This is a genomic window from Devosia submarina, from assembly GCF_003056345.1.
Lineage (GTDB): Bacteria > Pseudomonadota > Alphaproteobacteria > Rhizobiales > Devosiaceae > Devosia > Devosia submarina.
In genome coordinates, this window is the sequence record NZ_PYWB01000002.1 from 1 (window position 1) to 14570 (window position 14570).

The following is a 14570-nucleotide window of genomic DNA, read 5'->3' on the forward strand; positions in this document are numbered from 1 at the left end:
GAGCAATGGCATGTCCGAGGCCTTCGTAAAGACCCTGAAGCGAGACTACGCTTCGACCGCAATCCTCCCAGACGCCGACACCATCCTCGCCTTGCTGCCAGGATGGATCGAGGACTACTGTGAGGTTCACCCGCACTCCGGGCTCAAGTTCCGCTCACCACGAGAGTTCCTGCGCCTCAGTGCTTAAACCCAATCGCCGCCTGTCCGGTGAAACGGGGCGCACTCCACTAAGCGTAGCATGTGTGTGCATCCAATGACACAAAACTTCACACCAAAACTGCAGATCTCGTCTGTGTGAAGAAATCGATGATAGGCTTGTCCATCAGCCTGAAAAGCCGGGTTGGGACTATCACTGCAGCCATGACCCCAAGAACAACCAAACCCATGCCGCTCTGAATGTGGCGACAATATCGTTAATTTTCATCGGTCGGGTAGTATGATCCACAACCTGATTTCATTCACCCCCACCGCCCCTAGCCAGCGGGATGTTCTCTGTGAAATGGTCAGCTTGGACTAGCTTGTACAGGCAAACTGATGCTTGGTGTCTGGGCTTCCAAATAGCACATATGTCAGCAGCACCAGCCCGCTCATGTCTGATGTGAGAGCGATGTGGCAATCTATGTCGAAAAAGCAATTTTTGTTTTCTTACCTGCGCAAAGGGAGCCCACATCCTTTATGATTATGCAGTTTTAGAAAAACGCATTAGGGCTGGCGGATTCCGTTGATCGCTACATTGGCGCTGTATGAATTTGCGGGCGATGCGGCAATATTCGGTGTTATGACGGGCAAACGAACCCGGTTTATTCCTCGCCGGGTCGAGCCCTCCGGAATCTTACGTTACTAAGTAGAAGTGTAAGATCGAAACGATGCCGCTGACCTTAAGACGGAGACAACTTGACGTACGTAACCCTCGAAAATTCAAAGGTCACTCGAAAAAGGGGTACCAAGTTATCGACGCTTGTTCGGGGATTGGTGGTCGCTACTAGCGTGGTCTTCTACTTTGGTTTCCTGCCTTTCTTGACCGATGTGGAAGCTTACTTCGGTTTCGAAACGTCCGGGCGCCCCACGCTACCAGCTTTGGTGACCTACACCGGTGCGCTAGCAGCTATTATCCTCTACTTGGTGTTCGCCTACCTACTAACGTTCCGCTCAAACTTGAGCAGCATACTTAGGAATGGGCAGCTTCTTTGGATGTGTCTGGCCCCCGTGTTTGCGTCACTGTTATCGCTGCTTGTGAGCCCCGATCCCGTTTTCGCGCTAAACACCCTGAGGTCATACGTACTCTGGAGCACCATCCCGTTGACCATTCTCTTTTTGTGGAGCGAACCAGACCAGCTGGTTTATTTTATAAGAACCAGTCTCTTAATTGCCTTGCTTGTGTCCATTGCGGGCATATTCCTGATTCCCGAACGAGCTCTCCATCAAATCTCAGAGGCCACAACTTTGGAGCGTGCATTCGCTGGTTTATGGAAAGGTGGTTGGGCACATAAGAACCAGGCGGGTGGAAGCATCATGTTCCTAGCGGCGATTTCCGCAGCTCTGTTCTGGCTGGAGAAGAAATGGTGGATTTTGGTCATTTTCATTTTGTCCTCAATCTTCCTTTGGAATAGCAACTCCATAACTGCAATCGTCGCTGTGCCACTTGGCCTTTTACCACTGTTCGGCATGCTGGCCCTGCATCGATGGCCTCTACTTTCCAACCTCTATTCTGCCGTCTTGACCTTGACGTTCATTGGCTTCCCATTCTTGGTTGTTGGCTACTTGTACCCAGAGTACGGGTTTGATTTCTCCCAGAGGTCTTTTATTTGGCAGTCTGTCATCCGCTACACTGACCTTCACCCAATTTTGGGTGGCGGGTATGCTTCAGTGTTCACCATCCCGAACGGGATCAAGTATTTTGACTCTGCTTACTTTCTGCGCGTCATTGGCCACGCGCACAGCGGCGTGATGGAGGCCTATTCTCAACTCGGGTGGGTCGGTTTGGCCATCCTAGCAACGATGGTTTTCATGGCTCAGACTTCACTAGCGCAACTACTCAGAACCGAGTCGGTTGAGCAGAAACCATACGTTCAAATACTGACTTGGTGCTTTTATCTCGGGCTTATCCGGTGCGTCACCGAGCCTGATTTCTTGAACCCGCGCGCAAATACCGTCATGTTCTTGTTATTGATGATGGCTCCTACCTTCATGCTTTTTAGGATGAAGGCAGGACAAACGAGCCCATTGAAGCTTCTTAATCGCCTCGGACCAGCCGGTAATCAAGATTAGTCCCGAAGCGCTGTCGAGTCCGGCATACAGGTTGCGGACCTTGCGCTATGTATTGGATCAGTGTGGTCGGCCGACGGAGGCTTTGCTTGAACCAGGAAGCAATGTTTGGGTTGCACCCGCAATGAAGTATTAGCTTTTCAGAGCTGATGCATCTCGGACTATCCTGTCACGGCCTTTAACTGCCTTGATATCGCAAGCTCGGCACCCAGGCTCCTGCTTAAGGCTTGGAGAAAGTTAATCTAGGCTCTTCCAGTGCATCGATTTGTTGACTAGCTAGAGTCCACCTCACCAACAAAGCAGCTAAGTGTCGTAAGTCTCACCATGTTTCATTGATTCCGCACCGCATATCGCGGACCAAACAGTGAAACAAACAATGATTATGATCCCAAGCGCCACCACAACGACCCACATATCACTCCCCCTTGAGTGGCATACGTTTACGCCTCACAACAGAGCGGCGCATTCGCTCAATAGATTTAATCTCGCGACGAGTCGGGGGTCACTCTTGAGGAGCTTGATATGTGGTAATGAGAGGCCACGATGCATTGGCTTTACGCAAACTGGATTTCTTTATCTGAATAGCCCCGCGTTCTGTAGACACCTTCGGGGTTAGATTTGGTGCCGCCGCTCGAACTCGACGGGTGAGAGCATGCCGTTGCGGACGTGCTTTCGGGTGGGGTTGTAGAACATCTCGATGTAATCGAACACATCCTGGCGAGCTTCGTCCCGTGTCCGATAGATCCGACGCCTGACCCTCTCGCGCTTGAGCAGGTTGAAGAAGCTTTCAGCCACAGCATTGTCATGGCAGTTACCGCGCCGGCTCATCGAGTGAACCAGATTGTGGTGTCGCAGGAAGCTGGCCCAGTCCATGCTGGTGAACTGGGAGCCCTGATCGGAATGGACTAGCACCGTGTTCTGTGGCTTTCGGCGCCAGACAGCCATGTGCAGGGCCTGAAGGACGACCTCACTGGTCTGCCGGCTTTGTAGTGACCAGCCGATGACGCGGCGCGAGAACAGGTCGATGACCACGGCCAGATAGGCAAAGCCCTCCATGGTTTTGATATAAGTGATGTCGGTCACCCAGGCGGTGTCCGGCGCATCGACGTCGAACTGACGAGCCAGGGTATTGTCGACCACCACAGATGGCTTGCCTCCATAGGCACCAGGCCGGCGCCGGTAGCCGATCTGAGCCTTGATCCCGGCCAGTCTGGCCAGGCGCGCGACACGATTGGCGCAACTGGTCTCGCCCTGGTCCAGCAGATCGTCATGCAGCTTGCGGTAGCCATAAACCTTGCCGCTCTGCTTCCAGGCCTCTTCGATCAGCTCGGTCTGGCGAATGTCTTCCCGTGCCCTTTTGCTCAAAGGGCTTTTGAGCCACGCACAATAGCCGCTGGGATGGATGGAAAGGCACCGGCACATGGTGCGCACACAGAACTGCTGGCGATGCTCGGCGACAAACGCGTACCTCACTTTGCATCCTTGGCGAAGTACGCGGCCGCTTTTTTTAGGATGTCGCGCTCCTCAGTGACCCGCGCCAGTTCTCGCTTCAGCTGCCGGATCTCATCGGCCTGATCCCCACCCTTGGAAACATCCGATGCATACTTCTTGCGCCACTCGTAGAGCGAATGAGCACTCACCCCCAAACGCTACGACACCTCCGAAACAGGATACCCCCGCTCGGTGATCTGACGCACCGCGTCCCGCTTGAACTCGTCGGTGAAATTGGCTTTGCCCATAAAGGCCTCCTTGCCTCAAAATTAGGGAAGAAGGCGTCTACAAATCTAGGGGCTATTCATACCAAGGGCCGCTTCTTAGCTTGCTGAACTTCTTTTTGATCTCAGAAAGTCACGCATGTCGCGAACCCACTCTCGATTGATTAAGTAGCTCAGGATCACGTACAGAACGCCACCAACAGCAAAGCTTAAAAGCGCTTGAGGAGGCGTACTGAGCTTCACCCACACGGATGTGACGTAAGCTCCAGCCATTGCAATACATGTGCAGACGGCGGGGCCTACGAGAACAGCATGGTATCTAGCGAAACTCACACCGCAGATCGGCTTTACTATGAATGACCATAGAACCGGTATGGCTATCAGGTAAATCAAAGCCAAGGCGGCTGGAACGTATATGCCACCGAACTGTGAACCAGCTGCAACGGCCGCTACAACCACCAATAGCATGGCTAAGGACTGCAGCATTGCCCGACGCGTTTCACCAGTGGCATACAAAAGACTGCCAATTGGATTCCCGACCGAACGCACCATGCACCAAAGTGCTACGATTTGCATGTATGGAACGGCAGGAAGCCATTTGTCCCCGAAGACAAAAGGCACGATTTGTGGAGCGAGAACGCACATAGCGCCGAAAATTGGAAAATTGACTGAGGCTGTCATCCTCAAAATTCTTAGATATATCCGTCCAATCTTTTCTTTGTCCGACTGCTGCTCAGCCATTAGGGGCAGCCCGACCCTCGTTACAATCGGGTTGATTGTAGTTATGATACGAAGACTAAGATCTCTAGGCAGGGAGTAGTATGCGAGGTTTGCTGGTGTAAGGAATCTGCCCGCAATAAGCACGTCCGCTTGCATGGTTAATGTGTTCGCGAGATTTACTAGCAATACCTGAAGCCCGTACCTCAAAAACTTGCGTACGCTACCAAAGTCGAAAGTTAATGCTGGTCGCCAGTCCCCATTAACGAAGCACCAGAACAGCAAGGAGTTGACTATGGCAGTGAAGAGTTGTCCTAAGACGACCGAACTGGCTCCCAGTCCAGTCGCAGCAGTAGCAATAGACACGCAAGCACCGGCGAAAAGCGATAGAACTTCCACTATCGTAATCTCAGTGAATTTAAGCTCCTTTTCAGCATATACTCTTAGCTGCTGAAAAGTTGCGTTCACCACTATCACTATGGCCGTCATGGCTATCAGTGGCTGAATTTGCGGTAGCTGATAGAATTTGGCGATCGCCAGAGAGAATGCTGCGATTAGCAGCCCTACCGCGGTAGATGCGGCCTGGTTGAGCCAAAATAAAGATGATCGTTCTACACTACTAATACTCTTGAAGTAAATAATAGCGTTACTAACTCCAGCATCACTGACACCTGCAGCAACCACCATAATCGTACTTACGATAGCAACAATGCCGAGCTCTTCAGGAGCAATGATACGGGAAAGCACAATAAGTTGGCAGGTAAGTATTACTGCCTTTAAAGCACTCCCACCCGCTGTCCAACGAACCGCTTTGAAAGCGCGCTGACGTGACACTACTCGACAATTTCCAACGATTCAGGCCAACCATACTCGTCAAGCATGGCTCTGATTTGAGCGTCGTTACGACCCTCAATTACATTGGTTTTGTGTAATGACGTAGCTCCCTGAGTATTGTCCCAGCTATAAAGTTCTCGCCTGCCGCCTATATTCTTGTACATTGCATTATTTAGCCTCGCCATCCAAAAGAACCAAACATCGTCGGCGGTCGGGCAAAGACGCATAAAATCTTCTACTTGAGTCACTCTTTTGTCAAAAATGGCAGGTGGGTATAAGATGCCGCCAACACCAGTCCCGAACACATCGGGACCTAAGCAAGCACCAGAAATTTCGTGATCCCAAGCACTGTAATTCTTTATATTTCCTGACTCGGTGAAAGTAATTCGGTGTGCCCTATGACATGGAATGATTTTGCCGTCTTGGCTTAGTTGCCCGACCAATTCAGACAACCAGGATCGCCAGTAATAGGTGTCGTCGTCTGCGATCGCTATATGTCGGGAGGGATTCTCGATCAACGCCGGTACAAGCTTTGTAAATGATCGCAGATCTTTGCAAGGTTTGATCGTGAACCTTTCACCACACAAGTCCAAAACATCTTTTGGAACTTTATTTATATTATCCTCGCCGATCCAAAGATTAACATGATAGTTTTCGTAATCCTGCAGCAGCAGACTCTTAATCGTGTGATTTAGCGTCGCAAATCTCAACGGATATGAGGTAACCGAAATCAGAACGGGAGGTTGGCCGTTGATAGACTTGGACCGGTCAACACCTTTTACCTTCCAACGGTAGTCGACGAGCAACTGTAGCATCTTGGAATAGGTAAGTCTCTTTGCTCTTCCAAGATGTGGACGCAGCGATCGCATGAATTTGCCCTATCTGGCTGGAATAGTGGAAGCTTCTGCCTGCTGTAACAAGCACTTTGCTATGTTGTCTTTGTAGGTTTGTTCTGAAAACGAATCTCGGAAGCGCTTATGGCCTTGCTCCGCGAGGTTCTGCGCGTAGGTCGGATTGCTAATAAGTTCTTCAATCTTCGCTGCAAGATCTAATTGGCTGCCCGGCACAAACAGCAATCCCGTTTGTTGATCAATGACAATCTCTTTTAGCCCGCCATGAGCCGCAGCCACTACGACGCGCTGATGCCCCATAGCCTCAATGGCCACCAGCCCAAAAGGCTCTGGTTTTTTGGATGGCACTACGACAATGTCAGACCACTGATATAAGTCAGTGGGATCGGCGACAAAACCCATGAACTCAGTAGTGGTTCGAACCGGAGACCTTTCAACCATATCTTGCAGGACGGTGAAGTCGTCGGTTCCCTCGAAGGCGGTGCCGGCGATTCTAACCCGAACCCTGTTTCGCATCTCCTCAGGTAAGGAAGACACTGCTTGAATAAGCAGATCCTGCCCCTTCCACTTGTTAATTCGCCCAACCACAAGAATGCGTACCTCATTTGTGGGCGACGAAAATGCGGCACGAGGTGAATTTATGTTTGGAATCGAGCTTCCATTATAGATTACAACCTGCTTGCGATCCGCTGGCAGCTCGAAAGCCTGCATAGTGGCCTGAGAGTTAAAGATAATAGTACCGCGAGAAAATAACATCACCGCCCGAAGGATGCGGCGAGCAAACCCCGTTGGTATCTCCCTCACATGTATAACGACGGGAGTTTTTGCGAACCGAGACGCCAAGATATAGTCAAATACTACAGACGTATTTATGTAGGTCAAAGCTGATTGATTAATATTCCTCCGTGCCGATATGATCGACATTGGAAGTTTGAATAACTGAGTCAGATTGCCAAGGACGCCGTTAGCTTTTCGGGCGATCCATATCGAAGCTATTCTGACGTCGTAGTTCTCAGTTTGCAACCTCTCGGAAAGTTCTCCACTCTTTGGGAGCAATATTTTGATCTTGGAATTTTCTAGATTTGAGCGGATTGCATTTAGCGAGCGTATGAATGAGCGATCAGAGCCAAACAATTCAAAGCCTTGGTGCACGCAAAGTATTTCGGAAACTGATTTGAGGCGCTTCGTCAAAGCTGCGCCTCCAGCACCTGTTCATACTTGGCCAGGATTTGCTCCCAGGTGAACGCTGTAGCATGACGTAGTCGAGCGCCTTTGCGGGCAAGACCTATTTCTAGCGCAGCTGTCTCCACCGCGGTTATATGCGCCGCGCACTCTTCAGCTTGTGAGAAATACAACTGCTCCGGGCCGGCTACCCAGCGGTTGAATTTGTTGTCATGTGCTATGATTAAGTTGCCAGCGCCCAGCGCCTCCACCAAAGACGGGTTTGTCCCCCCCACTTGATGCCCATGTATGTAAGCCAACGCGTGAAAGCGTAGAGATGCGACGGTGCTGCTGTCATATATCGCGCCGGGAAAGATCACCGATTGAGAAGCAGCCCTTCGAACCGCTTGGTGGTAAGGGTTGCTTGAGTCGAGCTTTCCAAGCACGACTAATTTGGTTTGACGTTTACTCGCCGAGAACGCTTCAACAATTTCTAAGATGGAGTTTTCAGGCTCTGCACGTGCTATGGATATGAAGTATTTATCCGGGTGCAGACCTAATGCATCAAGAGGTTCTCTGGAAGCCGAATGAATAGCGTCTGCGCCATAAGGGATGACAACTGACCGTGTGCAGCCATGACGTCTTAGGTGAAGTGCGATCTCCGGGTGATCAGCTATTGGTACGTTGGCAATGTTAGCACCGAAAAACTCGTTTAGGTAGAACCAGAGCTTGATTGGCATCGACCACTTCGCTCGTTTCCACTCTACCCCGTCCATATTAATCACCATGCTTCTCCCAGCGATACGGAGCAGCAGGCCGAAGAGCGCTGTATTATACCCCAACACCAGGTTTACACCCGGACGTTTTACTGCGTCCCTGATGCAGTACCAATCGAACTTTATACTTCCCACAGACCCTTTGCTGCTTGAACCAATGTGAATACGCCGTATTCCATTCCAATCGTCCTCGAAGTTAGACCTAAGAATTCCATCCTGGTCAGGTTCAATTTGACAGTAGACATTTACCTCCCAACCTCGATCTCTGAGGTAAGGCGCCAGGCGGCCTGCGAAAGTTTCGAAACCCCCATGAGCGGCCGGTATGCCGCGTATACCGAGGATATTGGCTATTTTCTTGCTCATCATTTGTCGTTCAGAATTGCCAGTAGGTATTGACCGTAGAGACTCTTCTTCATCTCGTTGGCTAAGAGAGTGATTTGATCCGGACCAATGAAGCCCATGCGCAAAGCCACTTCTTCAGGTGATGCTATTTTGAAGCCCTGCCGCTTCTCCAGGGTGGCAACAAATTGTGCCGCATCCAACAAGCTGTCTGGCGTTCCTGTATCAAGCCAGGCATAGCCGCGACCCATCAACTCCACTGAGAGCTGCCCCTTTTCTAGGTAGATGCGGTTTACGTCAGTAATCTCCAGCTCACCTCGCGGAGAGGGCTTCAAGTTTGCTGCGATGTCGACCACCTGCTCATCGTAGAAATAGAGGCCAGTAACAGCCCAGCTAGATCGGGGATTAGAAGGCTTCTCTTCGATAGAGATAGCGCGCATGTCCGCGTCAAACTCAACTACGCCGTAACGTTCTGGATCGGTGACATGGTATGCAAATACGCTTGCTCCATGCCGCCGATCAGTACTCGCCTTCATAAGCTCAGGGAGACCATGCCCAAAAAAGATGTTGTCTCCGAGGACCAAGGCCGACGGCCCGCCTGCAACGAAGTCAGCTCCGATGATAAATGCTTCGGCTAGTCCGTTAGGTTGATCCTGCGTGGCATAGCTCAGCGAAATGCCCCACTGTGAGCCATCCCCCAGCAATCGCTTGAAGCTCTCGCTGTCATGTGGGGTCGTGATGATCAGGATCTCTTTAATGCCAGCCAACATCAACGTAGTCAGCGGATAGTAGATCATCGGCTTGTCGTAGACAGGCATGAGCTGCTTCGAGACGGCTTTGGTAATTGGATAAAGGCGCGTGCCGCTGCCGCCAGCTAGGATGATGCCCCTCATTGCAGTGAACTCCGAACAGATTAGTGAATGCTACTAAGCTCGAGGGCTTAGCAGGCGTGCGATGGTCGTGTGAGTGGACGATTGCCAATCTGGCATGGTGACGTGATGCAAGCGATTGAGCTTGTCGCAGGACAGGCGAGAGTTGGCAGGGCGCTTTGCTGGCGTGGGGTACTCTACGGTTGTTATGCGAGCGACCGTTGCGCTCGGTCCGCCTAAGCTCCCTGAAACGGCAAAAATTCCCTCGGCGAAGTCGGCCCAGCTCGCCTCTCCGCTGCCAGTCATATGAAACACACCACGCAGCTCTTCATCATTGGGCCAATCACGCAGATTGCGCGTTACAGTCAGCACCGCATCAGCAATATCCAGCGCTGAAGTGGGATTGCCGATTTGGTCAGCAACAACCCTCAGCTCGGCTACTTCCGCACCCACGCGCAACATGGTCTTGAGGAAGTTCGCGCCAAACGGTGAGTAGACCCAAGCCGTACGCAGAATGGCGTGGTTCCGAGTGGCAGCCGCCACCGCACGCTCACCTGCAAGCTTGCTCTGACCATAAACGCCAAGAGGATTAGTGTTGTCCTCTTCCACGTAAGCGGTCGGCTTAGCGCCATCAAACACATAGTCAGTCGACAGATGAACGATTGGCACCGCCAGCGATGCGGCCAACTTAGCCAATGCTTCCGGGCCCTTGGCATTGGCTGCTTCCGCAGTCTTAGCGTCACTCTCTGCCTTGTCGACTGCTGTGTAAGCCGCTGCTGACACAATCGCATCTGGCTTTGCAGCAGCGATCGCATCTAACCCTTTTTGAGGATCGACTAAGTCGAACTCTGGCCTGCCCACCGTGATGAGCGTGACCCCATGCTCAGCCGCCCGCTCCGCAAGTGCGGTAGCGACCTGGCCGGTCTTTCCGGTAACGACAATGCGCATCAGCCCGCCTTCACCTGGGGCAGCACACCCAAGCGTTCACCGGCATAGCGCTCTCGTAAAGGCTGCCACCACCAGCTGTTCTCGAGGTACCAGTCGACGGTCTTCTCAATGCCGGAGTCGAAGTTCTCCTGCGCCGTCCATCCGAGCTCTGTCTCGAGCTTGGCCGCATCGATTGCATAGCGAGCATCATGGCCCGGGCGATCGGTTACAAAGCGGATCAGGCTCTCACGAGGCTGAGTACCAGGAGCGCGTTTGTCGAGCACTGCGCAGATGCGCCGAACTACGTCTATATTACGTCGCTCATTGCGCCCACCAACGTTGTAGGTCTCACCTATTCGACCGCGCTCAACGATAATGTCGAGCGCCCGGGCATGATCATCGACATACAACCAGTCCCGGATGTTCTCGCCCTTGCCATAGACCGGTAGTTCTTTACCATCGAGTGCGTTGAGGATGGTGAGCGGGATCAGCTTTTCTGGGAAGTGGTAGGGACCATAATTGTTGGAGCAATTGGAGACCACGATGGGCATGTCATAGGTGCGCGCCCAAGCTTTGGCCAAGTGGTCTGAAGCAGCCTTCGAGGCCGAATACGGTGAACTTGGATCGTAGGGTGTTTCTTCAGTGAAGAGCCCATCAGCACCCAGAGAGCCATAGACCTCGTCGGTGGACACATGCAGGAAGCGAAACTTGGCTTTGCTCCCAGCATCCAAGCCGAGGAAGTATGCACGAGCCGCTTCCAGCAGGGTGAAGCTGCCTAAAACATTAGTGCGAATAAAATCTTCCGCACTCGTGATCGAGCGATCGACATGGCTTTCTGCAGCAAGGTGCATGACACGATCGGGCCTGAAACTGGCAAAAGCTTCGTTCATGGCCGCGCGATCGCAAATATCAGCCTTCAAGAACCGGTGGTTTGGCTTCTCGTTAACAAGGCGAAGGGACTCCAGATTGCCGGCATAGGTCAGCTTATCGACCGAGAGGACTTCATAGTTCTTTTCCCCTACGAGAAAGCGAACGACAGCACTGCCGATAAAACCGGCAGCGCCGGTAACGAGCACACGCATTCTGTTATTCCTTGTAGGTGAAGTAGGTCGGCAAATCGGCAAGTAGAGGCTGCTGCGAGTCCTTGGCCGAGAGCTGAGTTGGATCAGCAATCTCCGGCCACTGGATACCAATCGCAGGATCGTTCCAGGCAACTCCCTTGTCGGAGTTGCGGTCGTAGTAGGCGGTTACCTTGTAGGCGACCAAGCAGTCAGGCTCGAGTGTACAAAAGCCATGCAGGAACCCTGCAGGAATCCAGAGCTGATTGCCGCGTTCTGCAGTCAGTGTCACCCCGATCCACTTGCCGAACGCGGGGGACCCCTGGCGAATGTCAACTGCAACGTCGAAAATTGATCCGGCAATACAGCGAACAAGCTTACCTTGCGCAAACGGGTTGGTTTGGAAATGCATTCCCCGTACGACGCCGAGGGCACGGCTCAAAGATTGGTTCTCCTGGACAAACCCGACTTCCGCAACGTTGGCCCTAAACCAGTCGTCACGGAACGTCTCAGAGAAATAGCCCCGGTGATCGCCGTATCGGCTAGGTAGGATTTCTACCACGCCGTTTAGCCCTGTAGAGTTCGCGTCCACGATGCCCCCGTGTGATCCGCACTTTATCAATTGAGAACTGCGTAACGCGACGGCTACTCAGCTGCGTTTGCCGTACTCGAGCTTCTTTGAGAGCTTGTTTCAGGGCGCCCAACGCTAGTGTAGTTGAAACCAGCGCCTTCTACTTCCTTGCGTCGGTAGACATTGCGCAGATCAATGAAGGCTGACCCACCCATTGTTTTTCGTAAACGGTCTAGATCGAGCGACCGGAAAGCACTCCACTCAGTTACAAGCACAATGCCCTCTGATCCTTTAGCGGCGTCGTAAGCGTCTTTCGCGTAATGCAAGTTCGGCATCAGCGGCCTTGCGGCCTCCATGCCCTCTGGATCGAACGCGCGGATTACAGCACCCGCATCCTCCAGCGCCTGCACGACCGCTAGTGATGGTGCATCCCGCATGTCATCAGTATTAGGTTTGAATGTCAGACCTAGGACGGCCACCGTCTTGCCGCGCACATCGCCGCCCATTGCTTGAATTACTTTGCGCCCCATCGCTCGCTTGCGGCCTTCGTTAACAGCGATTGTAGTTTCGACAAGGCGCAACGGGGCGTCGTAGTCCTGACCAGTCTTAGCGAGGGCTGACGTGTCTTTTGGAAAGCACGACCCGCCATAACCAGGGCCAGCGTTCAAAAACTTGGTGCCAATCCGATTATCAAGACCCATCCCGCGTGCGACGTCTTGCACATTCGCGCCGGTCTTCTCGCATAGATCCGCCATTTCATTGATGAAAGTAATCTTCATGGCAAGGAATGCGTTTGCAGCGTACTTGATGAGTTCCGCAGTACGTCGCCCCGTAAACATCAGCGGACCCTGATTAAGGTACAATGGTCGATATACCTCTGTCATAGGCAACCGTGCCCGCTCATCTTCGATCCCGATCACTATCCGATCCGGCAACTTGAAGTCGTTGATAGCTGCGCCTTCTCGCAGAAATTCTGGGTTCGACACCACAACAAAGTCCGCTAGCGGATTCACTTCTTTAATAATGCGCTCAATCTCATCGCCGGTTCCAACTGGTACGGTGGACTTTGTCACCACCACTGTAAACCCAGAGAGAGCTTTTGCTATCGAGGCTGCTGCTGCGTACACATAGGAAAGGTCAGCGTGGCCATCTCCGCGTCGCGAAGGCGTACCTACCGCGATGAATACCACGTCGGCATCGGCCACTGCAGGTTCGAGCTCTGTGGTAAACAGAAGCCGCTCGTCTTTCACATTGCTTGTAACTAACTGGTCCAAGCCCGGCTCAAAGATCGGTATTTTACCTTCGCGCAGAGCCTCTATTTTAGCTTGGTTCAGATCGACGCAAGTGACTGAGTGCCCAAAGTCTGCAAAACACGCTCCCGAGACCAGGCCTACATAGCCAGTTCCAATCATAGTGATGCGCATTCTTGCCCGCCTGAAGTGAGTACTTGCTCCTACTTAATTGAACATAGCGGGTTCAGCTACGCCCAAACCGCAAACGAGCCGCGCGTTTTTGAAGCGTAGTAAATGCAGCAAGTTTCGCTCTAGAAGCAGCTATACCAGTATGAAAATGCAGGACGCTCGCGGCGCAAGCACTGTCTCAATTGCGCCTGAATCAGAATTACCCGCACCGTTGGAAACGCATCAGCTCATTTCGATGCTGTGGACGGATCGGCATCATTGGCCTTCTTGGCGTTGGCACGTGCGGCCGGAAAATACCGATAAAGACTCTGACGCCCAACCCCAAGCCGCTCCGCTACCTTACTCACGGGGATGGTCGGATCCGCCAGCATGGCGCGGCCCGCGGCTACGTCATCGTCGGATAGCTTGCGGCGGCGTCCGCCCTTTCGCCCCCGGGCGAGAGCGGCCCTGAGGCCGGCGACGGTACGTTCCCGGTTGAGGTCGAGGAAATACTCCGCGATCGTGCCCAGCATGTTGAACATCATGCGTCCGTTGGCAGTAGACGTGTCGATCGACTCGGTGAGAGATATGACCTTAATGTTAGCTTCCTGCAGCTTGTAAGCGGTCTCAAGCATTTCGCGCAGCGAACGGCCAAGCCGATCAACCTTCCAGACCGCTAGTTGATCTGTCGGACGTAGGTAAGCAAGAGCGGCATCGTATGCGGGGCGCCTTGTGCCGGAACGCCCCGACTCTTTCTCTTCGAATATTTTGCCGCAACCGGCCTTTTTCAGCGCATCAAGCTGCAGGTCGAGGTTCTGGTCGTCAGTCGAGACACGTGCATATCCAATCAACATGTCTCACCTTCTCACGATATCATTTACGAGACAATAGATTTGGAGACAGTGTTGTGAGACAGTTTGCGCCGCTTTAGCAGGCCGTTTCTTCAAGCGCGCGAGATTGTCTGCTAAACGTTCGTTTTTGAGACACCTGGAGCACACCTTGATTTACCGTACGCGTTGGACTCTCTGCTACTGACTAGCCGGTCGACTAAGCAAGCATACAACGATTGCCAAACTTGGGCCGGGAG

At 52.5% G+C, this 14570-nt stretch carries 12 protein-coding genes and 1 pseudogene; 2 read left to right on the forward strand and 11 right to left on the reverse strand.

The window, feature by feature from the left end:
* Together DDE77_RS02585 and DDE77_RS02590 are read left to right on the forward strand one after the other, a co-directional pair.
* Positions 1–187 (forward strand): integrase core domain-containing protein (locus DDE77_RS02585; protein WP_157959627.1); only part of this gene is annotated, 187 nt, incomplete at its 5' end.
* Positions 188–1299: 1112 nt separating this feature from the next.
* Positions 1300–2268: an O-antigen ligase family protein gene (locus DDE77_RS02590; protein WP_157959628.1), complete on the forward strand. Its 969-nt coding sequence runs from the start codon at positions 1300–1302 to the stop codon at positions 2266–2268.
* A 609-nt stretch (positions 2269–2877) separates the two neighbouring features.
* Here DDE77_RS02590 and DDE77_RS02595 read toward each other — a convergent pair.
* The 11 genes and pseudogenes from DDE77_RS02595 to DDE77_RS02645 form a co-directional block, all read right to left on the reverse strand.
* Positions 2878–4004: pseudogene (locus DDE77_RS02595) on the reverse strand (IS3 family transposase).
* Between the two features lie 75 nt (positions 4005–4079).
* A complete protein-coding gene (locus DDE77_RS02600) occupies positions 4080–5531 on the reverse strand; it encodes an MOP flippase family protein (protein ID WP_157959629.1) in 1452 nt (483 codons plus the stop codon).
* Positions 5531–6400: a hypothetical protein gene (locus tag DDE77_RS02605; RefSeq protein WP_157959630.1), complete on the reverse strand. Its 870-nt coding sequence runs from the start codon at positions 6398–6400 to the stop codon at positions 5531–5533. Before DDE77_RS02605 ends, DDE77_RS02600 begins: the two co-directional genes overlap by 1 nt.
* Before the next feature lie 9 nt (positions 6401–6409).
* Complete coding sequence (locus DDE77_RS02610) at positions 6410–7573, reverse strand: glycosyltransferase family 4 protein (protein ID WP_157959631.1); 1164 nt, start codon at positions 7571–7573, stop codon at positions 6410–6412.
* Entirely contained in the window at positions 7570–8682 is a 1113-nt protein-coding gene (locus tag DDE77_RS02615; RefSeq protein ID WP_108396252.1) for a DUF1972 domain-containing protein, read from the reverse strand. The genes DDE77_RS02610 and DDE77_RS02615 overlap by 4 nt, the downstream gene beginning before the upstream one ends.
* The gene (gene rfbA, locus DDE77_RS02620) at positions 8682–9551 is read right to left on the reverse strand and encodes a glucose-1-phosphate thymidylyltransferase RfbA (protein WP_108395901.1); all 870 of its coding nucleotides are present in this window, start codon (positions 9549–9551) and stop codon (positions 8682–8684) included. Before rfbA ends, DDE77_RS02615 begins: the two co-directional genes overlap by 1 nt.
* Before the next feature lie 33 nt (positions 9552–9584).
* Positions 9585–10475, reverse strand: a complete 891-nt coding sequence (gene rfbD, locus DDE77_RS02625; RefSeq protein WP_108395902.1) for a dTDP-4-dehydrorhamnose reductase — start codon at positions 10473–10475, stop codon at positions 9585–9587.
* Positions 10475–11536 carry a dTDP-glucose 4,6-dehydratase gene (gene rfbB / locus DDE77_RS02630; protein WP_108395903.1) on the reverse strand — a complete coding sequence of 354 codons (1062 nt, stop codon included), beginning with the start codon at positions 11534–11536 and terminating at the stop codon, positions 10475–10477. The genes rfbD and rfbB overlap by 1 nt, the downstream gene beginning before the upstream one ends.
* Before the next feature lie 4 nt (positions 11537–11540).
* On the reverse strand, positions 11541–12104 hold the full coding sequence (rfbC, locus tag DDE77_RS02635) for a dTDP-4-dehydrorhamnose 3,5-epimerase (RefSeq protein WP_108395904.1): 564 nt from the start codon (positions 12102–12104) through the stop codon (positions 11541–11543).
* Between the two features lie 53 nt (positions 12105–12157).
* A complete protein-coding gene (locus DDE77_RS02640; protein WP_108395905.1) occupies positions 12158–13507 on the reverse strand; it encodes a UDP-glucose dehydrogenase family protein in 1350 nt (449 codons plus the stop codon).
* A 224-nt stretch (positions 13508–13731) separates the two neighbouring features.
* Positions 13732–14337, reverse strand: a complete 606-nt coding sequence (locus tag DDE77_RS02645; protein WP_108395906.1) for a recombinase family protein — start codon at positions 14335–14337, stop codon at positions 13732–13734.
* Positions 14338–14570 lie beyond the last annotated feature (233 nt).

Excerpts from the sequence above, each read along its gene's own strand:
- DDE77_RS02605 (WP_157959630.1), bottom strand. The coding sequence starts at position 6,400 with ATGCGATCGCTGCGTCCACATCTTGGAAGAGCAAAGAGACTTACCTAT.
- DDE77_RS02615 (WP_108396252.1), bottom strand. The coding sequence starts at position 8,682 with ATGAGCAAGAAAATAGCCAATATCCTCGGTATACGCGGCATACCGGCC.
- rfbA (WP_108395901.1), bottom strand. The coding sequence starts at position 9,551 with ATGAGGGGCATCATCCTAGCTGGCGGCAGCGGCACGCGCCTTTATCCA.
- rfbD (WP_108395902.1), bottom strand. The coding sequence starts at position 10,475 with ATGCGCATTGTCGTTACCGGAAAGACCGGCCAGGTCGCTACCGCACTT.
- rfbB (WP_108395903.1), bottom strand. The coding sequence starts at position 11,536 with ATGCGTGTGCTCGTTACCGGCGCTGCCGGTTTTATCGGCAGTGCTGTC.
- DDE77_RS02640 (WP_108395905.1), bottom strand. The coding sequence starts at position 13,507 with ATGCGCATCACTATGATTGGAACTGGCTATGTAGGCCTGGTCTCGGGA.
- DDE77_RS02645 (WP_108395906.1), bottom strand. The coding sequence starts at position 14,337 with ATGTTGATTGGATATGCACGTGTCTCGACTGACGACCAGAACCTCGAC.